This is a genomic window from Haloarcula sp. NS06, from assembly GCF_051122755.1.
Lineage (GTDB): Archaea > Halobacteriota > Halobacteria > Halobacteriales > Haloarculaceae > Haloarcula.
Map to the genome: position 1 here is coordinate 533,369 of NZ_CP184844.1, position 23,061 is coordinate 556,429.

Genomic DNA, 23,061 nt, shown 5'->3' on the forward strand with positions numbered 1-23,061 from the left:
TACGAACAGCCATATGCGTACTGTGCGGGACGACGACGGCACGCGCTACTTATTGCTGAAGGAGTCCACCGAGTCAAGTCTGGTCCGGAACCCCGAAACCGGCGAACAGCAACACCTCCCGAACGCGACTCTCGAACCCGTGGATGGCGAATCACCGCTGGCTACAGCCGCCGAAGCGGTTCCCGACGCCGCTCGTCGCGTCCTCACAGCGGCCCACGACGACCGGGCACTTGGCCTGCTTGTCGAACTCGATGAGCGTGGGCCACTCTCCGTGGCGGAACTGGTTTCGGCCTACGACCTCTGTGAGAGCGACCTGCACGGCTTGCTGGCCGAGTTCCGTGCCGCTGGCCTACTCGTTGAAGCCACAGTCCACGGCCAGCGAGGCTACGACACGACTGAAACAGCCAGCGATGGGCTGGCACATCTCCTCGACTGAGACCAGTTCAGCGTCGTGGCTGTGGTCAGGCTAGTTCCGCGACCGTTGCTTCGACCCGCTCGACCCGCGAGCGGTTGGTCGTGGCGTCTTTCTCGACGCGGACGAGGTCGTCTGCCGCACCGACGAGTTCCTCGTCATGGCTGACCACGAGAATCTGCTCGACGCCGACCTCATCGCGCATGTACTCGACGAGGTCGAGCAGTTGCGTGACGTGCCCCGAGTCGAGGAACACCGTCGGCTCGTCGAGGATGAGTGGGGGCATCGGCGCGGCTCCCTCGATGCCTTCGGCGAGCAACCGATAGATCGCACACCGAAGGCTGAGGTTGAACAGCGCCCGCTCGCCGCCGGAGAGCTGTTCGGGCTCCAGCGGCTCGCCGTCCTTCTGGTACACCGTCAGCTGGTACTGCCCGTCAAGTTCGATGTGGGAATAGGAGTCGTTCTGATACACCAGATCGAACGTCTGATTCAGCATCCGTTCGAGCGTCTCGACGTTGCGCTGGCGCAGTTCCGCCCGAAGTGTGCCGTACATCTCCTGTAGCTCCTCGGTCTCCTCGTATAGCGTTTCGAGTTCCTCCAGGGTCGCTTCGAGGTCTTTACGCCGGTCCCGCAGGGACTCTAGTTCCTCGATTTCGTTCGTGACGCCACCGATAGCGTTCTGGAGTTCGTCGCGTTTCTCGCGTTTCTCTGCCAGTGCCTCCGCTGCCTGGTCGATGTACTTTTTCGCCCGCTGCTTCTCGCTTCGAGCCTCTTCGATGCGTTCCTCGTCGAACGACTCAGCCAGCTCTTGCTTGCGCTCGCGCTTCTCTGCGAGCTGGTCGCGGCGCTGGTCGTTCAGTTCGGCCTGCTGACTGCGCTTCTCGCGCAAGCGTTCGATGTCATCAGTGCAGTCGCCGATCTTCGCAAGCAGGTTTTCGACCCGCTCTAAGCGCTCAATCGACTGTTTGACCTGCTGGCGCTCTTGATTGCATTCGGCGACGATCGAGCGACAGTCCTCGGCCTGCTCGCGGGCTTCGGTGGCCTTCTCGCGCTTCGTCTCGGCCTCGGACTCGTGGTCCGCCGCTTCCTCGCGGAGCGTCTCGATGCGCTCCTGATCCGCGTCTAGCCCGTCTTCTTTCTCCTCGACCAGTTGCACGATGTTCGAGCGGTTGTTCTCAAGCGTCACCAGTTCGTCCGCGGTCTCGACCAGTGCCGTCGCCGCCTCGTGTTCTGACTGCAGGTCCGACACCTCCTCGCGGGCATCCGCGAGCATTCCCTCCAGCTCAGCGATCTGTTCGCGGTCGTCCTCGATGGAGTCGACGTGTGGCGACTCGGCCACGTCCTGTCCGCACTCGGGGCACTTGCCGGCCTCCAGCAGCGCCTCCGCCTCGGTCAGCGCCTCGCGCTTGCTCTCCAGTTTCGTCTCCAGTTCGGTCACCCGCTGTCTGGCGTCTTCGAGGTCACTGGCGACTGATTCTTTGTACGACTGTGCCTCTTCGCGGTCAGTCGGCGCGTCCTCGAACCTGGCTTCAAGCTCGGCGATCTGGTCGTCGATGTCGCTGATCTGCTCCCGCCGCTGGGCGATGGTCTCTCGCGCTGCTTCGATATCTGTTTCCAGTTCGCCGGCTTCCTCGCGCTTGTCCTCGGCTCGGGATTCGAGGTCAGCAGCGCTCTCGGCCAGCGCGTCGGCAGTGCTGCTGTGTTCTTTCGCGTCGACGCGCTGGTCCTCGATTCGGCTCTGCAGTTCATCGTCGCGGGACTGTAGTTCGTCGAGTCGCGCATCGACAGTTTCGGGGTCCGTCTCCGAACTGTCGAGGTCGGTTTCGGCCACCGTTTCCGAGAGGTTCGCCTGCAATGTCTCCCGACGGTCCTGCAGGTCGCTGATCTGCTCTTTGAGCCCGGTTCGTTCCGTCTCCGTCTCGGTGATGGTCGTCTCCAGTTCCTCGATGTCGTCTTCCAGCGCCGACAGTTCCTCGCGTTTCTCCTCGTACTCTTCGAGGACGGACTCGGCCTGCGTGAGCGTCTCCTCGGCAGTGGCCTTCTGATCCTCGATATGCTCGATTTCGTCCTGCAGCTCCGATTCCTTCGTTTCGAGGCCGTTCAGGCGCTCGTGAAGGTCTTTCTCTTCTTTCTCCTGAATCTGATCGTCGAGTTGTGAGAGTGCTCCCTGTTTGTCGTCACGCACGCGACCGACGCCGACGCGGGCGTCGCTAGCACGCTCGCGGTACTCCTCCAGCTTTCCCAGTTGCAGGAGGTCATCGAGCATGTCCTGGCGGTCGCTGGGGGAGGCGTTAATGAGCTTGTTCACCTCGCCCTGCCGGACGTAGGCGCAGTTGACGAACGCCTCGCTGTCCATCCGCAGGAGTTCAGTGATGCGTCGGCGCACGTCGCGCGCTCCTTCGTAGTTCCCTTCAGGTGTCTCCAGTACACACTTCGCTGTCGTCGGTTGCGCGCCGGTCGCGCGGACCCGGCGCGTGAGGTGATAGTCGCCGCCGGCGTGGGAGAACCACAGTTCGACGGTACAGTCGTCGGCCCCGATGGTAACCACGTCGCCAAGGTTCTCATCCAGCGCCTTCGAGCCGTACAGCGCGAAGAAACAGGCCTCAAGCAGGGACGACTTCCCGCTCCCGTTGAGTCCGTGGATGACGGTCACGCCGTTATCCAGACGCAGATCGGCATCGTCGTAGCACTTGAAATTGGATAGCTTGACACGCTGGAATTTCATTGTCGACCCTCCATTACAGGAACTCCTCGACGCTCGCCTGGCCGTCGTCATCGGCCCCGTCCACCGGTGCCTTGTCGTCGGCCTCGTTCACCGCTGCTCCGTTCTCGGCGTCGTCCTCAGCTGTGTTTGCGTTCGCTTCCGTGTCGGACGCGCCATCACTCGCAGCCGTTTCTGTGTCGGCTGCGAGGGCGTCCGAATCCTCGGACAGCAGTTCACGCACGTACCGTTCGACCTCGTTTTTTACGTTCGCGTCGGCGACCTTCGAGGCGCGGATGGTCTCGTCGATATCGTGGGCGGCCTCGCTCAATCCGAGGTCGCGGATGCGCTCGGTGACGGCGTCGTCGGGGTCGGCGAAGCTGATATCCGTTTCGCGCTCCTCGGCCGTTATTTCACGGTGGTCAGTGACGCGTGCCACGAGCGCCCCCCGGTCGAGCGCGAACGATTCGACGCTGGCCGGGGTCACCGGGTCGCCGTCGCCGCTGATGGAGACGATGACCACGGCGTCTTCCAGATCGTGCTGGCCGACGCGGCTCCGAACACGCTCGACCCCTTCCTCAGGGCCGAGTTCCACGTCGACAAAGACGAACTCGCGGGTGTCGAGGCCGCGGCGGGTGATTCGGACCTCGTCGTCGAAGGTGACGATGTTGTAGCCGCGGTCCTCACGTTCGCTCGCACTCGCGCGCTCGGTCGACCCACAGTAGGTGACCCAGGCGTCTTCGACCTGCTGTTTACCGGGGTCGTGGTTGTCGCCGAGCAGCATCGCGTCGAACTCGACCGACGACTCGGTCAGAATTTCTTCGGCGTCCCAGTCACCGTAGTCGAAGGGCTGGAACAGGCCGTGGGTGACCAGCGCGGCGCTGTCCGCGTCGTGTGGGGCGAAGTTGTAGTCGAGGTCGTCGCGCTGCGAGCGCGGGACGAAATCGAGGCCGTAGAAGGCAGTCTCGCCGATGACGGTCGGCTCGTCGCTCAGCCGCGTCGCCAGGCCGAGCGACTCGTACAGGTCGAGCCACTGGGCGTCGCGTTTGGCCTCGTGGTTGCCCACGACGGCAAGGAGCGGAATATCGGCTTCAGAGAGTTCTTCGAGAACGGTCAGCGTACCCATGATGTCGGTCAGGGCTGGGCGGCGGTCGTGGAACAGGTCACCGGCGTGGACAACGGCGTCAGCGTCGTCCGCGATGGCGTCTCGGACCACCTGCCGGAACGCATCAAGGAAGTCGTCCCGTCGGTCAGGGACGTTGTACTGCTGATACCCGACGTGGGTATCGCCGGTGTGTATCACCCGTGTCATTTGCCCACCGGTAAGCCAGCGCCACCTAAAGAGGTATCGTGACCGGAGTGAAAGTGGTTGACGGCAATACAGTCGACGCGGTTGCTACGACCCATCGCTGGGTCCCGCTGCGGCGTCCCGGTACCGCCGGAACGCTCGCAAAGCCGCCCGCCCCTCGTCTGCCAGCCCGCTCACCTCGTGTTCGGCCTGCGCGACGGCCGCTCCAAGTCGCCCGACGCCGAACGTCTCGACGAAGGCGACTGCGTCGTCTAAGTCGTCAGTTGCCCGAGTCGCTCGTTCGATGACCGTCCGGTAGTCAGCGTCGCCGCCCGTCTCATGGGTCCCCATCCGGCCTGCGCTACTACCGCCCTCCCGGTCGGCTACTCGGGTAGCCCCGTCCCCGTCGTCGCTGTTGTCACCCTCCTCGTCAGCGAGTGCTGCGAGTGCCGCTTTCACCTGGTCGCTATCGGCCATAGAACGGCGTGGTCTCGGTATCCGATATAAACGTTTGCCGACTCCGGGTCAGGTACTGGCGCGTTCAAGACAACTACTCAGTTCGAACTGGTTGAAAAAGCTCACAGTTTAGTGAGGTGATGCTTTTGCTAGAACTAACGGCCCAGCACCGGTGCCACTCGATGAAAAGCCACTATCGGATTTCACCACCATGCCGCTACGCAAATTCCGCTCCGACGAGGAAGCACTCTCGTCAGTCACAGTCGTCGCGTTGCTTATTCTGGTAACCCTGCTCATCTCCCTCGTCCTCGCGCTGTTCATCCTCGGCATGAGCGGGTGAGGCGGGGAAGCACCGTCTGGCAGTGGCCGACGCGTTTCCCGTAGTACGCCGTCCGAGCGTTCAAATACTAGCACGGGACCAGCGCCGGGCATGACAGATATCGAAACACTGGCCGAACGGCTCCGTACGGTCGAACGCGCGGTCACGGATGGAACGACGGAGTTCCCGGAAGTAACGAACCTCGCAGAACTGGAGAACCGCATGGACACCGTCGAGCAGCGTATCGACGACATCGACGAGCGGACGGCCGAGATCGAAGCGGCCACGCAGGCCCTCCGCGGCTACGTGGGGAACATCCGCACGGTCAACGAAGACATCGAACAGCGCGCCGACGCGGCACTGGCGGCAACTGACAGACTAGAGGATCGGCTCGACGAGGAGCTGTCGTCGCCGTCAGCATCTGGCCCACAAGCGGCGGGGACCGACCAGTTACGGGCGGAGACGGCACAGGGCCATCCAGGCTTGTCAGATAGGGGCGACCACACAGAAACGAACGCCACGACCGAGGAACCAACCGATTTCTCCGCCATCACCGACGGCGGTGATCCCGACGACGAGACTCCTGATGCGGGGATCGTCGGGCGCATCCGCGCGCTGCTGTGATATACCGGCTGGTCCTCGCTGTCGCGGTCATGACCGCACTTGTCGGTGCAACAGCGCCGGCACTGTCGACGGCCCGAGCGGATGCAACCAGCGGCACGATGGAGCGTCAACTGAACGAACTGGGGGCCGAATTGACCACTTTAGTCGAGACTGACGACGCGACGGTGAACGGCGACGCGCGGCGCGCAGTGGAGATACGACTCCCCCAGCGGACCTACACGAACGCCGGCGTCAGTCACCTGCAGTTCGCCGAGCGGGCCGGTGTCAGCGTCGCGACTTGGACAGTCGAGTCCCGGAAGCAGACCGAGCGGCTGGTGGGCATCCCGATCCGACCGACAGCGGGGACCGACCGACTCGAAGAACCCGGTACACATCGGCTCGTGTTCGTGCTGGCGCGGTCGGATGATCAGCGGATACTGCGGTTCCATCGGTTTAAGTCCGAAGCCGCGGCGAGGCGTAGCCATGCGTGAGTGGCTCTTTGGATCATCGACAGCGCCTGAGTGTCGCTGTGAAACGGCCATTGAGGGCGGTCGACTGGTGGTGACAGCGGGCGAGTGTCCGGGCGGCGGCGACCTCGCCGCGTCGGCTGACTGCCGGGCGACAGTCATCGATTCGCTCTCCTCGGCCAGTGTCGATACTGTCATCACGGAGCAAGCAGGACAGGAGCGAGTGTACAGCAATCGAGCGGCAGCGGTGCTCACCGCGGCTGGCCGGTTCGCGACCAGAGTCGCCTCGCTTGACGACCGCCTTGGAGACCGTGCCCGCCGCGACCCTGTCGCTGCCGCCGCGGAGGCAGTCGGGAGAGCGGGGCCGGTCGCTGACCTGGCGGCGGAGACCGGGTTGGCGGTCGCCACAGAAGGCTTCGATACCAGTGAGCAGGCGCTCACTGCATACACTGGGCCAACGATTAGCGATGCCCGTGTCGGGGCAGCGCCACCAGCGGATTCGGCGCTCCGGGACCAGCAAACGCTCCCGACAGAGGCCGTCGTTCGGCGATACGACACGCACGGCGACCAACTACCGATGTATCATATCGAGCCCCGCGAACAGCGGTTCGACGCGAACACGATGGAGACGCTTGTCGAAGCGTACGAGCGAGTCGCGACCGCTGCCGTCGACGGCGGCTGTCACCCGTACGACGCAGCTACCGCGGTGGCCGACGATGGCTCGACGGCAACCGCTGTCGGGGCTGTACTGGAGAAGCACACGGGCGGGCTCGGGATTCTTGAAGATATCTTCGCCGATCAGCGGGTGTCAGACGTGTTCGCGACAGCCCCGGTGAGCAACACCCGGCTCCGAGTGCGTTGTGACGGTGAAACCATGCGAACGAATGTTCGCCTGACGCCGTCGGGCGCGAACACCCTGGCGTCGACGTTCAGACGGTCGAGCGGCCGAGCGTTCTCGCGAGCGAATCCGACGCTCGATGCGACAGCGACGGTGGCTGACCGGCAAATTCGCGTCGCCGGTGTGAGCGAACCGGTCAGTGACGGCCTCGCTTTCGCCTTTCGCGCCCACGACAGCGACGTGTGGCGGTTGACTGACTTCGTCGAGAACGGGACGATGCCGGCCGCCGTTGCCGCCCTGCTCTCTGTCGTCGCGGAGCGAGGCGGGGCCTGTCTTGTCGCCGGCCCTCGCGGCGCGGGCAAGACGACGACACTTGGGGCGTTGCTCTGGGAGATCCCCCACGAGGTCCGGACCATCCTGATCGAGGACACACCCGAGCTTCCGGCGTCGTCCCTGCAGTCCGACGGACGGGACGTGCAGGCGCTTCGAACCGCCAGAGGAGATGGGCCGTCGATCGACGCAACAGAGGCCCTGCGGACCGCGCTCCGACTCGGCGACGGCGCGCTCGCCGTTGGAGAGGTCCGCGGCGAGGAGGCGGGCGTTCTCTACGAGGCGATGCGTGTCGGTGGCGGCGACGGGGCCGTCCTCGGAACGATTCACGGCAACGGCCCCGAAGCCGTTCGGGAACGACTGGTGTCGGACCTCGATGTTCCCGTCCAGTCGTTCGCCGCGACGGACCTCGTGGTGACGATGGCTCCGCCCACGTCGGAACACGGCCGCGGTATCGCATCTGTCGCAGAAATCGTTTCTCACGGTGACGATGTCACTTTTGAGACACTCTACGAGCGCGACGGGTCGACAGTGACGGCTACCGGCTGTCTGGAGCGGGGTAACAGCCGTCTGGTGGCGGCACTCGCCACGCCAAGCGAGTCCTACGCCGAGGTACTCGACGCTATCGAGACACGAACCGAACGATTCGAGGAGTCGGTGGCTGTCGAGACGCGTGCGAACGAGCCGCCCGCAGACGAGGTCCAGCCGTGAGCCACGCCAGCGGTTCAGACGACTCCGGTGATGACGCGAACACGCCACCAGTTACACTGCTCACAACCGCGCTCGTTGCGGCCTGCCCGGGCACTGTCGAGGTGCCAGAGGACTACCGGCGGGCGTGTCGGCTGCTCTCGCTGTCGGTCCCGCCAGAGACGGTGCTGGCTGCCAGTTACGGCGTCGCACTGTATGGCTCTCTGCTCGCCCTGCTCGTCGCTGTAACGGTGACCGGATCGCTGGCGACGACTATCAGCCTCGGATTCCTCGCCCTGTCTCTGGGTGCCGCGGCGCTGGGACGGTACGGCATCCCCTTCGCGGCAGAGGCGAAGCGTATCCGAACGCTGGGGGCCGCGCCCTCGCTCGTCACGACGCTGGTGCTCGGTGCGACGCTGTGGCCCAGCGCTGAGCGGGCGGCGGCGTTCGCCGGACGGACTGGAAACGGCCTGCTTGCCGAACGGCTGGACTACCACCGGCAGCGAGCCGCAGGCACGCAACGGAGCGGTCTGGGAACGTTCGCGGCGTCATGGAGCGACCGGTTCCCAGCGCTCGAACGTGCAGTTGGGCTGGTCGAGAACGCGACGGGGGCTCCAGCCGAAGAGCGGCCCGAAGTTCTCGAACGCGCGCGGCGATATATTCTCGATGGGACACGCGACGAGATGGCGGCCTTCGCGGCCTCACTCCGAGGTCCGGCGACCGGGCTGTACGCGTTCGGTGTTCTCCTGCCGCTGGCGATGGCGTCGCTGCTGCCTGCCGCCGCTGCCGCGGGTGTCCCAGTGACCGCCCCTGTGCTGATCGGAACCTACGGCGTCGTGTTGCCCGCCGCGCTGCTGGTCGCCTGTTGCTGGTTGCTGGGCCGGCGACCGGTCGCGTTCCCGCCGGCGACAATCCCACGAAGCCATCCGGACGTGCCGGCGTCGGCACTCCCGTCAATTGTGGTCGGCATCGTCGCCGGAATCGGGGGGTGGCTCCTTGCCGGCGCGCTCGTCGCCGCGTGGGCGTCTCCTATCGGCGCACTCGGGGCCGGCGTCGGAAGCGCGCTCGTCAGCTACTACCGACCGGTCGCCGAGGTCCGCGACCGTGTCACCGACATCGAAGCGGGGCTCCCGGACGCGCTGTCGGCTGTCGGTCGACGACTGGACCGCGGCCAGTCGGTCGAAGCCGCGCTCGTCGAGGCTGTCGACGAGGTACCCGAACCAACCAGCGCTGTCATCGAAGCCGCCGCCGCCCGACAGGAGCATCTCGGAACCAGCGTCTGGGGGGCGTTTCTGGGTCCCGGCGGCGCGCTCGCTGATGTTCCGAGCCATCGAGCTCGCCGAGTGGCGACGCTGCTGGATACAGCCGCAACAATCGGGCCACCAGCGGGAGCGTCCGTGACGACGATGGGTGAGCATCTGGACGCACTCCGCGACATCGAGCGCGAGACGCGTCGTGATCTCTCGCAGATCACTGAGACGCTGTCGAACACCGCCGCACTGTTCGGGCCACTGATCGGCGGCGCGACCGTTGCGCTGGCTGGGTCGATGGGGGGCGGCGAACAGTTCGCTACCGTTCCGGGTGCGCTGCTGGGGCCGGTCGTCGGCTGGTACGTGCTTGTGCTGGCTGTTTTGCTGACGGCGCTATCGACGGGCCTGCACCGAGGTCTCGACCGCGCGCTCGTTGGCTACCGAACCGGCCTAGCGCTCCTGTCGGCTACAGCCACTTACCTCGTCGCCATCGTCGCCACCGGGCTGCTGGTCTGAGAGTTTAAATTGGAGAACGCGGCCAGGCCGTTCCATGTTCGAAACGCACGTCGATACGCTGTATCTCTGGGTCGGCCTGGGAACAGTGAGCGTGGCCGTTCTTGGCGTCGCCGTCGGCCTCCCGACGACCGCACCGCCGGACGCGACGGAGACGGCGGCGACTATCGATTCGGTCACCACCAGCCCCGTAGGATCCGTTGCACACCGACGGCTCATCGCTGCAGAGTGGGTGCTTACCAGCCGAGAGATCCGCCTCCGCAACGACGGCGGGTCAGCCACCGCACGACTGATTCGATCGGTTGTCCCGGCGCGAACCGACCGGCTACAGGCTGTGGTGAACGGGGAGCGGCCGCAGGCGGTGTACGATTCGCCCGACGCTCTCCGTCAGGACACCCGCCGGGCTCGGACCGCGGACAACGGGTGGCGACCGGCTCCAGACCGGCTGACCGTCAGGCACGTCGCCTGGGGAGGGACCGATGTCACCGTCGTCGGATAGAGGCACGACCGAACCCGTCGCCGCGCTCGTTGCCGTTTTCGCCGTCACGCTTGGCGTGTCGCTGTATGCCGGCGTGGTAGACCAAGCGTTCGGCACGCTTGACGACGACCGCAATATCGCCACGCCGACCGCCGATGCCGTGGAACAACGGCTCTCGTCGACCGGTGTCGTTCAGCCCGAGGGAATCGACAACGCGCTCGATGCGGTTCCGGCGAACTACCACGGGAACGCGACCATCACGGCGACGACCGGCGAGCGATGGAGCGGTGGCCGGGAGTCACCGAGCAACGCCGACACCGAAACCAGAACGGTGAGCGTGCGGGTCGGCCCGGGGGCAGTCCGCCGCGGAACGCTCACCGTGCGGGTGTGGCGATGACCCGAGCCATGAGTGCCGTCGCCGACGTAACGGTGTTTCTCCTGCTCGTCGGTGCGGCCGCGGGGACTCTCGTGAGCGGTGTCGGGGTCGAGAAGCCGGCAGCGACCACAAACCCTGCGGCTGACCAAGCCTCGACGCTGGCAACGAGTACCGCAAGCGTCGAGTATGATTTGCTCGTCCCACCGTCAGAGCACCGCAGGCCACCCGACCACGCTGAGAGACGGCAGCGGACGAGTCACGGGACCATCGCGGAACTGCTCGGCGAGGCGGCGATGGGCGGCGTCACCGTCGACGGCGAGCGACTGTCGAGTGCCGGCACGGACTTCGAGTCACAAGTCGCTGCGGCGACGCGTGACAGACTCCACAGCCGCGGGCATCGAACGTCCGTCCGCGTCACCTGGGCACCGTATCCCGATGCACCAGTCAGAAGTGAGTACCGCGTCGGCGACCGACCGCCGGACGCTGTCGGCGTTCGAGCGGCCACGGTGACGGTCCCGAGCGGGATGGGGAACGTCTCGGAGCCGGCCCGCGAAGCGGCGGAGACAAACGGCTACGACGGCGTGGCGACGGTCGTGGCCCGCAGTGTCGTCAACGGCCTGTTCCCGCCGACGCAGTCGCGGTACGCCCTCCGTGGCGATTACCCCGCAGACGTGCTGATGGCCACGCGGTACGAGCGCATGGCCAATCTGACAGGGACGAGCGTTGCCGTTGAGCGACAGTCAACGGTCGAGATGAACCGCGACCTGACCGCGGCGCTCGCTGTGCGGCTTCGGACCGATATGCGGTCGCGGTACGACTCGCCAGCGAATGCCGCCCTCGCCGTCCGAACGAGCCGTGTTCGCGTAACTGTCAGGACGTGGTCACCGTGAGAGACGACACTCGCGGCCGAGTTCCCTTCGCGTTGCTCGGCGTTCTCCTGCTGGTGAGCAGTCTCACGCTGGCCCCAACATTCGTCACCGAGCCAGCCCCAAGCGAGACAGCGGTCGAACGGGCGTTGAATCAGGCCACGTCGGAGACGCAGGTCGCCGTTCGGGACGGCGTCTCGACGGCTGGCCAGCAGGCGGCTGCGAACCCAGTCGTTACGCCAGCCGACACACCCACTGGTTGGGTTCTGAACGACTCGACGGCGTTTCGGGACGCGCTCAGAATCCGCGCTTATCTGCGGGTCGCGAACCGACTGGAACGCGTCTCCGGCCGAAGCGGTGACGTGACCGTGACCGCCAGCCTGCCGGCGGTTTCTAACGCGAGCGACCTCCGGGCAGCGAAACACCGTGTCTCGGTTGAACGCGCTGGGCCGAACAAGACCGCAATGCGGGCGACGGTCGAAGATATCGTCCTGACGGTTCGGCGCAACGGAGCGGTGGTCTCAACGCGACGGGTTTCGTCGACCGTCGTCGTCCCGACACAGGCGCTCATGCTCCACGATCAGGTATCAACCTACCAAACGCGTCTGAACAACGGCCTGGGCAGGCCGGGACTGAGCCGGCGGATGACAGCCCGGCTGTACCCGATGGCGTGGGCGAGAGGGTACGCGCAGTACGGTGGAGCTGGCATCGAAAACGTCGTCGCGAACCGGCACGTCTCGCTGGCGGCAAACGGCGCACTGCTCGGCGTCCAGCGGTCGACCTTCGGCCGGAGCGACCCGGCTGGTCGCCGTGCACTGAAAGAGGCAACAGCGGTGACCGGGATCAAAGACATCATTCGGGGCAGCAGGGGAACCGTTGTCTCCAGCGAAGTAGTCGGCAAAGCCCAGTACAAGCCGATCAGTCAGACACCGCCACGTCCGAAGTCCACGGCCAGTCCGAACTCGACCGATTCGATGACTGTCGGCGTCAACGAGACGGCCGACACCACGTTCCGGTCCGTCACCAAGCCGTCAGCGCTCAACGAGACGCTTGAAGACGCATACACCGTCGAGGTAGCGCTGGAAACCGACAAACATCGACTGGGGGAGGGCCGCCGGGAACGCCGCCGTCACCGGGCACCGGCTGGACACTGGTCGCCGACCGGACGACCACCGCTACGGAGGCAGTTGGGAACGCCAGCGGTCGCGTCGTAACGCCGGACGGCTGGCATACCTTGGAGACGTTCAGCCGGACTGTCGAGCGCCAGTACACGCGGACTGCCATCTGGCAGAACGGGTCGGTGCGTCGGCGCACGGCGGCGTCAAGTACCGTGCGATATCGCGTGACTGTCGCCGTCGTCGGCCGCCATCACGGCCGTTCACCGGCACCGAACCGCTCGATTCGGACTTCCCACGACGCCAGCGGAAGCCCGCTGAACGGGTCGAACCTCGCCGATGTGGAGCCGAAAGCGATGGACACGTTCGTTGGCCACGCCGGGGGTCGGGACGAGGTCGCCGAGCGAGTCGTCGACGACAGCCTGAGCCGGACGGAGGCGACGGTGACGGCCGACCGACCGCCAGAACTGCATGACTGGGTGTACCGGGACCTGATGGACCTACGGGAGTCAGTCCGCAACACGACCGTCACCGTCGAGCGCGGACGTGTCGGGACCTTCGAGACGAATCCCCCACAGGAACTCCGGGAACGGGTTGCGCAACGTCGTACCACCCTCGCGGCCGTGCCGGACACCTACGACAGCGCGGCCCAGAAGGCACGCGTCGCGGCCCGGCTGACCTATCTGAATGCGGTGTCGGCGGAGTTGGACAGGCGGGCCACGGCACGGGATGACAACGAGAACCGAGTCGACGCACAGCTAACGGAACGCACCGAAGGGTCGCTGCGTGACCTCCGGAAAGGATTAACCGCGCGCGAGACGCCCGTACCGCGGTCACGTCCGGTGCCAGTCGGTCCGGCCGGCCCCGTCAGAACACGGGTCGATACACAGACGCCGTATTTGACGCTGGCCGAACTAAACGAGAGCCAATACCGCGCCCTCGACGGACGAGAGCACCCGCTGGTAGCGCGGAACGTGAACGTGTTCACGGTCCCCTACGGCGACGCCGCCGACGCCGTCGTTGGCGGTGCGTTCGAGAGTGGTGACAGGGTACGCCTCGCAACGGCAGCGAACACACTCGCGGCCGCAAACGAGACCCTCGAAACGGAATCGAACACCACGCTCGCTTCGGAACGCGACGCACTCCAGCGGGAGGTTGCGGCGGCCAACACGGAGATGACGACGACGCTCTGGCTGGCAGTCTCCCAGCACACCGAGGCTGAACAGGACGAGAGCAAGGCAATTGTCACTGAAGCGATGTCGCCGTGGGAAACATCGGCGGCCCGAGCACTGGCGCTGACCAACGGCTCCGCTCAGGAACGGGTCGCCCGTGTCGCCGGTGCCCGGCTGAACCTCACACGGGTCGAACGCGACCGCCTCCGCCTGCGGCTGCTCTCGGTCGATACACCGGCGACCAGACCAACACTGGGGTCGACGAACGGGACGGCCTCGGCGGTGCGGTCTGTTGCGAAAGCCGAACTAAGTAGCGCCCTGGCAAGTGCCGGCGAACAGAAGGCACAGCAGTTCGCGAAGAAGCGGCTCGGGACGGACAGGCTCCCGGCGGGCCTCCCGCTGGCACCGCCAGTTACCCCCTGGTACGCGACGGCGAACAGAAGGCACAGCAGTTCGCGAAGAAGCGGCTCGGGACGGACAGGCTCCCGGCGGGCCTCCCGCTGGCACCGCCAGTTACCCCCTGGTACGCGACGGCGAACATCTGGTGGGTGACTGTCGAAGGCGAGTACGCACGGTTCGCCGTCGCTGCGAGTCATGGCCCGCCGAGCGAGCCCGGCGCACGGACTACCTATGCGCGTGACGGGCACAACGTCACGGTCGACGTGGACGACGACGGCACAGGCGAGCGATTGGGCACCGCCGACCGCATCTCGTTCCGAGCCGAGACGGGCATTGTCGTCGTCGTGCCACCCAAACCGCGCGGAGTCGGTGACAAGGGCGGCAACGCTGTGGAGGAATCGAGTGGATGGCCGGACGCAGGTTCCTGACCCCGGGCCGCATAACCGAAGTAAAATACCCCGGGGCCATACCGATGCCCATGCTTCGAGGCGAGTTTCCGGACGCTGGCGAGCAGTCCCCCGAAGAGTTACTGGCGGCCTACGGCACCGTGCTGGCCGAGACAGTCGAGACAGTCGGCGTCGAGGAAATCGTCGCCGAGACCGGTTTCGACCAAGCGACAGTGGCAGCGTTCGCCGACGGCGATATTGCCGACCGGACGCTTGATGAGGCGGTCGCTGTGCTGGCGACTGGGCCGAACCGGCCGGACGCCGACGCACTGCAGGCCGAAGCGCAGGATATCCTCCTGATGGGGATGACAACGGCTGTAATGGACGTTGAATCCCTCGCCTCCGGCATCGACGATGAACTGGAGCCAAAGGAAATTCAGCAGAAAATCGAGGGCAGACATCCGGTGACGCTGGCCGAGTACGCCCTCCTGCACAGCCATATCGAGGGGGAAAAGCGGTGACGGAGCGCGTCGCCATTCTGGGCTGTGGCTACGTCGGTATCGAACTCGGACGACAGTTGCGAGACGACTACGAGGTCGTCGGCGTTCGCCGGTCCAACGGCGGTATCGCAGCTATCGAGGACGCTGGCTTCGAGGCGGCCCAGGCTGACGTAACCGACTCTGCTTCGCTGTCTGCGGTGCCGGACGCCGACTGGCTTGTCTTTGCCGCAAGCTCTGGCGGACGGGGAGCCGAGGCCGCCCGCGAGGTGTATGTCGAGGGGCTCCGGACGGCTGTCGACCACTTCTGGTCGCGGGCGGACCCGCCCGAGCGATTGGTATACACCTCCAGTACCGGCGTCTACGGCGACCACGACGGCGCGTGGGTTGACGAGGAGACCGCCATTGACCCACAGACCGAGAAGACCGAAGTGCTGGCCGAAGCGGAGCAGGTCGCCCGTGAGCGTCCTGTGGAACACGGCGGCCACGGTACAGTCGCCCGCTTTGCCGGCCTGTACGGCCCGGGTCGCTACCGACTGGAGCGGTATCTGGAGGGTCCGGTGACGGCCGGCTACCTAAACATGGTCCACCGGGCCGACGCGGCCGGGGCCGTGCGCCATCTGCTGACCGAGGACCACCGCGAGGAAGTCGTGCTGGTCGTCGACGACGAACCCGTCGAGAAGTGGGCCTTTGCCGACTGGCTGGCCGAACAGTGTGATGTCTCGTTCCCGCCGAAACAGACGACAGAGGAACGACTTGCCGACGATAGCCTCTCAGAGACCGCAAAGCGCCGTATTCAGACGAGCAAGCGATGCTCGAGCGACCGGCTCCACGAACTGAGCTATGAATTCGAGTACCCGACATTCCGGGAGGGATACCGCGACGCCGTCCGAGAATACCGGCAAAATTAGCTGTATAAGGGGCGAACTTTATTACTGATAGGCTGGCGAAGGGCGTGGTATGACACGCGTTGCCGCCGGCGGACTCCAAGTCGACGCCGCCGCGGCGTTCGCTAGCGAGAATCCCCTGTTGATCGCTGGTGTCGCTGTGGCCCTCCTCGTCCTTCTCGGTGTCGGTGTCTGGCTGCGTCAGTATCTCAGCCGAACGCCTGGTGAACGACTGCGTCGGACGCTGACCGACTACGACCGGATTTCGGTGCTGATGCACCCAAACCCGGACCCAGACGCGATGGCCTCTGCCCTGGCCGTCAACCAACTCGTCGCCGGCACCGATACGTCGGCGTCGCTGCTGTACCCCGGAGAAATACGCCGCCCGGAGAACCGGGCCTTCCAGACGGTGCTTGATCTTGATTTCGACCACATCGAAACTGTCGAGGACATCGACAGGGAGGCCGTCGTCCTCGTCGACCACAACACGGCACGCGGCTTCCCCGGTGCCGAAGAGGTCGAGCCTGTCGCCGTCATCGACCACCATCCCGGCAACGGCAGCGGCAACGAGTTCACCGACATCCGATCCAATTACGGGGCCTGTGCAACCATCTTCGCGAGCTACTTCAATCAGTTGGAGTTCGAGTTCAGCGACACACAGGGGACCGGGAGTATCGATATCGACGCGGCACCGGCAGAAACCGTCCCCTGTGCACTGGCAACGGGGCTGATGTACGGTATCCAGTCAGATACCCGATCACTGACAAACGGCTGCAAGTCCGAGGACTTCGCGGCCGCCGCATACCTCTACGATGGGATGGACAGCGACCTGCTCAACCGCATCGCGAACCCCCAGGTCGACGCAGAAGTGCTTGACGTGAAATCCCGGGCCATCGGGAGCCGAGAGGTGCGAGCGCCCTACGCGTTCAGCGATGTAGGCGAGGTGTCAAATACGGATGCGATTCCACAGGCGGCGGACGAACTGGAGACGTTAGAGGGCGTTTCGGCAGTCGTCATCGTCGGCGAGAAGGAGGGAACCATGCGCATCGCCGGGCGCTCGCGGGACGACCGCGTCCACATCGGCCGGGCGATAGAGGCCGTCGTCGACGATATCCCGATGGCCGAGGGTGGCGGCCACGCGCGGATGGGCGGCGGGAAGGTCCCGGTTGAGCACATGGCCGGCCTCGGCCCCAGCGGCGGTGTTTCCCGTGAAGACTTCCGCGAACGGGTGTTCGATGCGATGAGCGGCGAACTGTAACGGGCGACCTGTGCGTGGTCGCCGACCGGGGTGAATCTCTGCCCTTTTGTTACTACCCGACCAACAGCTGGTATGGCCACACGGGAGGCGACCTGGGCGTACCGGGACGACCACGACGAGTTCGCACGCACGTTCTACCGCCGATTCGGCGACGGCGTCGTCTCCAGTATCGGCGTCGGCACGTACCTTGGTGACCCAACCGACGAGCGGGACGCGAGCTACCACGACGCCATCGTCACGGCGCTCGAATCCGGCATCAACGTCGTCGATACGGCGATAAACTACCGCCACCAGCGCTCCGAGCGCGTCGTCGGCGACGCCGTCGCGGACGCCGACGTGGACCGTAAATCGATCGCTGTTGCGACGAAAGGTGGGTTCATCCCATTTGACGGGGAGCGCCCGGCTGACCCCGGCGCGTTCGTCCGGTCGGAGTACCTCGACACTGGCATCGTCGACCGCGACGACCTTGTTGCCGGCCAGCACTGTATCGCACCCGCCTACATTGACGATCAGGTTGACCGGTCGCTGACGAATCTCGGGCTGGAGACCATCGACCTCTACTACGTCCACAATCCGGAGACGCAACTGAAAGCGAACTCTCGCGAAGCGGTGTACGACCAGCTGGAGGCGACCTTCGAACAGTTGGAGGAACGGGCGGCGGCCGGCGACATCAAGCACTACGGCGTTGCGACGTGGGAGGCGTTTCGCGTGGCCGCTGACCACGACAGCTGCCTCTCGCTGCCTGAGGTCGTTGAACGCGCACGCGCTGCGGCAGAGACGGTTGGCAACGCGGCAACACATCTCCGTGCGATTCAGTTACCGTTCAACGTCGCGATGGCCGACGCGTTCACGGTCGAGTCCCACGACGGCGCGGAGGGGCCACAGTCGGCGCTGTGGTTCGCGCACGAGGCCGGGCTAGACGTGTTCACCAGCGCATCCATCATGCAGGGGAAGCTGGCCGCGTCGGTCCCGGACGATGTCGCGGCGAAGCTTTCGGGCGAGACGAGCGCACAGCGCGCTCTCAACTTCGCACGCAGTGCGCCGGGCGTGACCTGCTCGCTGGTCGGCACGGGGTCGGTCGAACACGCCCAGGAGAACGTCGATGCGGGCCGATACGAACCGCTCGGTGCTGATGCGTTCGACGCCGTCTTCGAATAGCTAGCTGAGTTCCTTCCACTTGCCGTCGCACTCGGGGCAGACGCGCACCTTCCCGACCTCGTCCGGGTCGTTCTCCGTCGCAAGCGGCTCGTCACAACTGGTACAGGAGAGCCGTCCGTAGTTGTCCTTCTCGACGTCGCCGGCTCGGAGGGCCTTCCTCACTGAGTCCATACCTGCCAGTGTGCTACCCGCGTGTAAAAACCCCGTGGCGGCGTTCCGGAACGTTGTTCAGGTTTTCCAATCTATCACCGGTCGTGTCACGCCGCCGCATCTTTGGCTCGCTACTCGGAATGGTGTTCTGCATCAACCTCGGCAGGGTCGTCTTTGCACCGCTTATCGAGCCGATTCGGGCGACAACGGGCGCTTCCGATGCGACACTCGGACTGCTCGCAACGATGGCCTGGGCCGGGAGCGCCCTCCCACGGCTTCCCACTGGGTTCCTGCTGACACGGATATCGCGAGCAAAAGCCATCTTCGGCTCCGGGGTCGTGTTGACGCTTGGAACGACGTTCACCGCGTTCGCGTTCGACCCGACGCTGTTACTCGTCGGCGCGTTCACCATGGGGCTTGCGAGCGGCGTTTACCTGACCGCGGCGAACACGCTGGTCAGCGAGCTGTTCCCGGATCGACCCGGTCGCGCACTCGGACAACACGGCGTCGCCGCCCAGCTCGCTGCTGTCGGCGCGCCAGCACTGATCTCGTTCGTGCTCGTCGTCGGGACGTGGCGAACTGCGCTGCAGGGGATAGCTGTCGCCGCGGGAGTGGCAACCGTCGCGTTCACGCTCATTGCGAGACGCTCCCAGCTGCCAGACGCCGGGAGCAAAGACCGCGACCTCCTCGGCGCGGCACGTGCCCAGTGGCACATCATCGTCACTAGCGTCGCAACCATCGGCGTCGCGGGACTGGTCTGGAACGGGCTGTTCAATTTCTACGTCACATACGCCACGAGCGTCGGCCTCACACCCGGCCGGGGGCGGACGCTCCTGTTGCTCGCATTCGGCGCCGGCGTGCCGGCCTTCTACGTCAGTGGTCGTTTAGCTGACCGGCTTCCGTCAATTCCGTACCTTCTGACGATGCTTGCGGCATTTACCGGCTGTGTGCTGGTGTTGCCGTCGCTGACCGGGTTCTGGTCGCTGGCCGCGTTCAGCGTCGTCGTCGGTTATGTCATCCACAGTATCTTTCCGGCGGTGGACGCATACATGCTCGGCTCGCTCCCGGACCGACACCGTGCGAGCGCCTACGCCACCTACGGCGCGGGAATGATGGTGATGCAGGCTCCCGGGAGCGCGATCGTTGGGAGGCTGCTCGACGCCGGCGTCACGTTTCCGACGCTGCTTCGCGGCATGGGGATTGCGTTGCTTGTCGTCCTCGTCGCGATGGTGTCGCTGCACCGCAATGGCCGACTGCCGAGCGCAGCCCGAGCCTAAAGGCTGAAGCCACTCGGTGCCGCGACACCTGTATGGACCTGCAACCGGACGAGCTGGCTGGCGTCGTCGACCTCTTCGGCTCGCTCACCAGCGCGGAGCTTATCGACGCCTGCGGCGAACTCGCCTTCAAGCAGGGCGTCGACGCCGACCCGGACGCGATCGCCACGGCCATCGACGACGCTATCGACTCGTATCACCTCGTCGCCGTCGATGACCACGCCGTCGACACCGATGAGACGCTGCTGGTCGTCGGCCCGGTCGCATTCCCGACCCTGCCCGACGGCGCGGCCGACCTCCCGCACATCATGGACGTGCCGGCCCGCAACCTCGCGCATGACGCCGTCGTCGAGGCCGTCAAGGCCCGCTTCCGGGAGGACGCGGTGATGGCAGTCAAGAACGGTGACGAGGACCGCGTCGAGACACTGCTTGACGTGAGCTACGACATCGAAGCCTGGGAGAATGTCGAAATGGACGGTCTCCGGGACCGACTCGACGACGTGTGAGCCCGGCGCCCCGATATCCCACACGATTAAATCAGACATTTCGAGGGAGCGAGCCACCCGAATTAAGACGGTCCGCCACCTACGATATGCTATGCAGTTTGACCGGGTCGCGGCCCACGAGCCAGTTGTCGTGGACGACGAGCCACAGAAGGCGGCCGTAATCGCCCCGGTTGTCACACGACCTGCGGGCGAGGCGATACTGTTCACGAAACGCGCTGACCACCTGTCGGACCATCCCGGACAGATGTCGTTCCCTGGCGGCGGCCGCGAGCCTGAAGATGAGGACCTGCTGCGGACTGCGCTTCGAGAAGCCAACGAGGAGATCGGGCTCGACCCACTGGCGGTCAATGTTGTCGGCCGGCTGGACGATATCCGAACCATTACACGCTACTCCGTGCGCCCGTTCGTCGGGCGGATTCCGGACCGTGACTATCTACCCTCGGACGAGGAAGTCGCGGAGATAGTCTCCCTACCAGTGTCGGAGCTGACGGATCTGGGCAACTACGAGTCAGAGCACCGCGACCACCCCCACTACGGCGAGATACGGCTCCATTTCTTCTACGTCGACGGCTACACCGTCTGGGGCGCGACGGCGCGGATGCTCGTCCAGTTGCTCGAACTCACGACCGACTGGCGGATGCCGCCCGAACCTGACCGGTACATGGAGTCAGACGACGACCTGCCGCCGAGCGTGCGCGACGAAGCTGAGTGACAGAGCCGGCTGGAGTGGGTCCGAGAGCGATAGGATTTTGCGACCCGGTGTCGTTGGTGGCGTACTGGATGACCACGCTTACCGGTGCGACACTGGCGGCCGCCGGCATCGACGCGGTGGCGCTCAAGCCAGCGGAAGTAGACGTGTCGCGAGCGACTGGCCTCGACGTTGAGACGCTCGCAATCGATTACGAGGGAGCGGCCCACGTTCCGGAGCCGGACACCATCGAGCGGCTATCGTCGACCGCCGATGTACGCGTCACCGCGCCGGTCCGGGCCGATGGCTTCGACCCGTTGGGCGATGACAGCGGGTTCGACGCGCTGCCGGCAGGTGCGGGACACGTGCTGGTCGCCGGCCACAGCGCGTATCTCTCAGAGGATGAGGCTGCGCGGGCCGTCGCACCGCGGTTACGGGCGGCCGTCGACGATGCTAACAACCCGTGGGTCGGCACCGAGGGCATCGAACGCCTCGCGCTGGCGGTTGGCGGGACGCAGTACGAACTTCTCTCGCGGACGACTGCTCGCGACGTTCAGACGCTCCGGACGGCGGGGTTCGACGGTTCGATTGCCGTTTACGCTCCGCTAGTGCTCTCGGATAGCGAAGACGCGATGCTCGACGCCGTTGGCGACTACGCGGCCCGACGCGGCCCAGTTCGGAACGCACTGCCCGAGGGCGTGCCGACAGACAGCCGAGCGACGGGTCGGGCCAGAGACGTACTCAAACAGGCTATCCGCGACTACGCGCTCGTCGGCTCCGTCGAGACAGTCGCCGAACGAACCGAGCGACTCCACGACATCGGTGTCGACACGATTGTCGGCTACCCGGCGCGTGGACTCGACCCGTTCCTCTCGTAAATGAACGTCGCCATCATCGGCGGTGGGGCCCTCGGTCTGTCGACCGCGCTGGCACTGGTTCGCCGCGGTGCATCGGCCACGGTATTTGAACGTGACACGCTTGGGAGCGGCGCGAGCGGCCGGGCGGCCGGCCTCTGTTACGACGCGTTCGCTGACGACGTGGACGCCGCCGTGGCCGCGGACGCGCTCGCTCGCTACCGCGAGATGGACCTGTTCGAACCACAGCCCTACGTCTGGGTCGCGCGCGGCGAGAGCGGCGCCACGGCCGTCCGCGAGCAGATCACACAGATGCAGAAAAACGGCGTCGCAGTCGAGGCGCTCACACCGGCGGAACTCGGCGACCGCTACCCTGCACTCGATACCAGCGGCATCAAGATGGCTGGCCTCGCCCGCGACGCCGGCGTACTCGATCCGGACAAGGTGGTGGCGACATTGGCAGAGCAGGCCCGCGAAGCGGGTGCAACCATCGAAACGGGTACCTCGGTCTCGCTCGATTCGCCGGCAACCGTCGAAACAGCGGACGAGACTCGGCCGTTCGACGCGGTGGTCGTCGCGGCCGGCCCGCAAACGAAGCCGCTCGTCGCCGATGTCGGCGTCTCGCTCGCACTGGAAGCCTACCGAGCGCAGGCGCTCGTAACTGACCCGGTCGACGCCACCCTACCCTCGTTCTACGACGCGACGCGGGAATTCTACTGGCGGCCGAAGGGCGACGCGCTACTGGTCGGCGACGGCGCACACGAGGTCGACCCGACGGACTGGAACCCGGACGCGGACGCCGAGTTCGTCGCTCGGAGCCTCGACCGGGTCGACCAGACGGCGGCGCTCACGCCAGCCTGTGACCGAGCCTGGGCCGGCCTGTGTACGGCGACGCCCGACGGCGCGCCGCTGGCCGGGCAGGTCGCCGACGGGCTCTGGGTAGCCACTGGCTGGCAGGGTCACGGACTCATGCGCGCACCGGCTATGGGCAGCTATCTCGCTTCAGACGTTCTCAATCACCCGAATCCACTCTCAGAACACTTGCCCAACCGCGTCGACCCGACACGATTCGATGGCTCCGAAGAATTCGCCGCGCTGGACGACCCGACGCGTGACTGGGACGATTGAATACG

The 23,061-nt window shown here is 65.6% G+C and carries 23 protein-coding genes and 1 pseudogene; 20 read left to right on the forward strand and 4 right to left on the reverse strand.

Going from position 1 to position 23,061, the window contains the following annotated elements; translation table 11 throughout:
• Positions 1-13: 13 nt before the first annotated feature.
• Positions 14-436 (forward strand): DUF7346 family protein, encoded by a 423-nt coding sequence (locus tag ACODNH_RS06460; protein WP_306708547.1) that lies wholly within the window; start codon positions 14-16, stop codon positions 434-436.
• Between the two features lie 25 nt (positions 437-461).
• On the opposite strand, the gene rad50 is transcribed toward ACODNH_RS06460, so the two are convergent.
• The 3 genes from rad50 to ACODNH_RS06475 all read right to left on the reverse strand — a co-directional run bounded on the left by rad50 (position 462) and on the right by ACODNH_RS06475 (position 4,878).
• Complete coding sequence (rad50, locus tag ACODNH_RS06465) at positions 462-3,137, reverse strand: DNA double-strand break repair ATPase Rad50 (RefSeq protein ID WP_306708549.1); 2,676 nt, start codon at positions 3,135-3,137, stop codon at positions 462-464.
• Between the two features lie 13 nt (positions 3,138-3,150).
• Positions 3,151-4,425, reverse strand: coding sequence for a DNA double-strand break repair protein Mre11 (gene mre11, locus ACODNH_RS06470; protein WP_306708552.1), 1,275 nt, complete (start codon positions 4,423-4,425; stop codon positions 3,151-3,153).
• An 84-nt stretch (positions 4,426-4,509) separates the two neighbouring features.
• Positions 4,510-4,878, reverse strand: coding sequence for a hypothetical protein (locus ACODNH_RS06475; RefSeq protein ID WP_306708554.1), 369 nt, complete (start codon positions 4,876-4,878; stop codon positions 4,510-4,512).
• 151 nt (positions 4,879-5,029) lie between these two features.
• On the opposite strand from ACODNH_RS06475, the gene ACODNH_RS06480 reads away from it, so the two are divergent.
• The 14 genes and pseudogenes from ACODNH_RS06480 to ACODNH_RS06545 all read left to right on the forward strand — a co-directional run bounded on the left by ACODNH_RS06480 (position 5,030) and on the right by ACODNH_RS06545 (position 18,456).
• Positions 5,030-5,197, forward strand: coding sequence for a hypothetical protein (locus ACODNH_RS06480; protein WP_306708556.1), 168 nt, complete (start codon positions 5,030-5,032; stop codon positions 5,195-5,197).
• A 90-nt stretch (positions 5,198-5,287) separates the two neighbouring features.
• The gene (locus tag ACODNH_RS06485) at positions 5,288-5,800 is read left to right on the forward strand and encodes a DUF7310 family coiled-coil domain-containing protein (RefSeq protein WP_306708557.1); all 513 of its coding nucleotides are present in this window, start codon (positions 5,288-5,290) and stop codon (positions 5,798-5,800) included.
• A complete protein-coding gene (locus tag ACODNH_RS06490) occupies positions 5,797-6,270 on the forward strand; it encodes a DUF7311 family protein (RefSeq protein WP_434531126.1) in 474 nt (157 codons plus the stop codon). Before ACODNH_RS06485 ends, ACODNH_RS06490 begins: the two co-directional genes overlap by 4 nt.
• Positions 6,263-8,125 carry an ATPase, T2SS/T4P/T4SS family gene (locus ACODNH_RS06495; protein ID WP_434531127.1) on the forward strand — a complete coding sequence of 621 codons (1,863 nt, stop codon included), beginning with the start codon at positions 6,263-6,265 and terminating at the stop codon, positions 8,123-8,125. The genes ACODNH_RS06490 and ACODNH_RS06495 overlap by 8 nt, the downstream gene beginning before the upstream one ends.
• The gene (locus ACODNH_RS06500; RefSeq protein ID WP_434531128.1) at positions 8,122-9,867 is read left to right on the forward strand and encodes a type II secretion system F family protein; all 1,746 of its coding nucleotides are present in this window, start codon (positions 8,122-8,124) and stop codon (positions 9,865-9,867) included. The genes ACODNH_RS06495 and ACODNH_RS06500 overlap by 4 nt, the downstream gene beginning before the upstream one ends.
• 34 nt (positions 9,868-9,901) lie before the next feature.
• On the forward strand, positions 9,902-10,363 hold the full coding sequence (locus tag ACODNH_RS06505) for a DUF7283 family protein (RefSeq protein ID WP_306708565.1): 462 nt from the start codon (positions 9,902-9,904) through the stop codon (positions 10,361-10,363).
• Positions 10,344-10,739 (forward strand): DUF7285 family protein, encoded by a 396-nt coding sequence (locus ACODNH_RS06510; protein ID WP_306708566.1) that lies wholly within the window; start codon positions 10,344-10,346, stop codon positions 10,737-10,739. Before ACODNH_RS06505 ends, ACODNH_RS06510 begins: the two co-directional genes overlap by 20 nt.
• A complete protein-coding gene (locus ACODNH_RS06515) occupies positions 10,736-11,608 on the forward strand; it encodes a DUF7284 family protein (protein WP_434531129.1) in 873 nt (290 codons plus the stop codon). The genes ACODNH_RS06510 and ACODNH_RS06515 overlap by 4 nt, the downstream gene beginning before the upstream one ends.
• A 53-nt stretch (positions 11,609-11,661) precedes the next feature.
• Positions 11,662-14,126: pseudogene (locus tag ACODNH_RS06520) on the forward strand (DUF7286 family protein); the annotation flags it as partial.
• 164 nt (positions 14,127-14,290) lie between these two features.
• A complete protein-coding gene (locus ACODNH_RS06525) occupies positions 14,291-14,698 on the forward strand; it encodes a DUF7286 family protein (RefSeq protein ID WP_434531431.1) in 408 nt (135 codons plus the stop codon).
• 50 nt (positions 14,699-14,748) lie between these two features.
• Complete coding sequence (locus tag ACODNH_RS06530; protein WP_306710434.1) at positions 14,749-15,177, forward strand: DUF5791 family protein; 429 nt, start codon at positions 14,749-14,751, stop codon at positions 15,175-15,177.
• Entirely contained in the window at positions 15,174-16,064 is an 891-nt protein-coding gene (locus tag ACODNH_RS06535) for an SDR family oxidoreductase (RefSeq protein ID WP_306708572.1), read from the forward strand. The genes ACODNH_RS06530 and ACODNH_RS06535 overlap by 4 nt, the downstream gene beginning before the upstream one ends.
• Positions 16,065-16,113: 49 nt before the next feature.
• Complete coding sequence (locus ACODNH_RS06540) at positions 16,114-17,298, forward strand: DHH family phosphoesterase (RefSeq protein WP_434531130.1); 1,185 nt, start codon at positions 16,114-16,116, stop codon at positions 17,296-17,298.
• 72 nt (positions 17,299-17,370) lie between these two features.
• Entirely contained in the window at positions 17,371-18,456 is a 1,086-nt protein-coding gene (locus ACODNH_RS06545) for an aldo/keto reductase (RefSeq protein WP_306708575.1), read from the forward strand.
• Here the strand turns inward: ACODNH_RS06545 and ACODNH_RS06550 are convergent, their stop codons facing one another.
• Positions 18,457-18,627 carry an HVO_0758 family zinc finger protein gene (locus ACODNH_RS06550; RefSeq protein ID WP_004517187.1) on the reverse strand — a complete coding sequence of 57 codons (171 nt, stop codon included), beginning with the start codon at positions 18,625-18,627 and terminating at the stop codon, positions 18,457-18,459.
• 119 nt (positions 18,628-18,746) lie between these two features.
• Here ACODNH_RS06550 and ACODNH_RS06555 point away from each other — a divergent pair, with 119 nt between their 5' ends.
• From ACODNH_RS06555 to ACODNH_RS06575, 5 genes are all read left to right on the forward strand, one after another.
• Positions 18,747-19,883, forward strand: a complete 1,137-nt coding sequence (locus ACODNH_RS06555; protein ID WP_306710436.1) for an MFS transporter — start codon at positions 18,747-18,749, stop codon at positions 19,881-19,883.
• A 32-nt stretch (positions 19,884-19,915) separates the two neighbouring features.
• A complete protein-coding gene (locus ACODNH_RS06560) occupies positions 19,916-20,386 on the forward strand; it encodes a DUF7109 family protein (protein WP_306708578.1) in 471 nt (156 codons plus the stop codon).
• A gap of 91 nt (positions 20,387-20,477) precedes the next feature.
• Positions 20,478-21,098 (forward strand): NUDIX hydrolase, encoded by a 621-nt coding sequence (locus ACODNH_RS06565; protein ID WP_306708580.1) that lies wholly within the window; start codon positions 20,478-20,480, stop codon positions 21,096-21,098.
• Between the two features lie 68 nt (positions 21,099-21,166).
• Entirely contained in the window at positions 21,167-21,952 is a 786-nt protein-coding gene (locus tag ACODNH_RS06570; RefSeq protein WP_306708582.1) for a DUF7388 family protein, read from the forward strand.
• Positions 21,953-23,056, forward strand: a complete 1,104-nt coding sequence (locus ACODNH_RS06575) for an NAD(P)/FAD-dependent oxidoreductase (RefSeq protein WP_306708584.1) — start codon at positions 21,953-21,955, stop codon at positions 23,054-23,056.
• Positions 23,057-23,061: the final 5 nt, after the last annotated feature.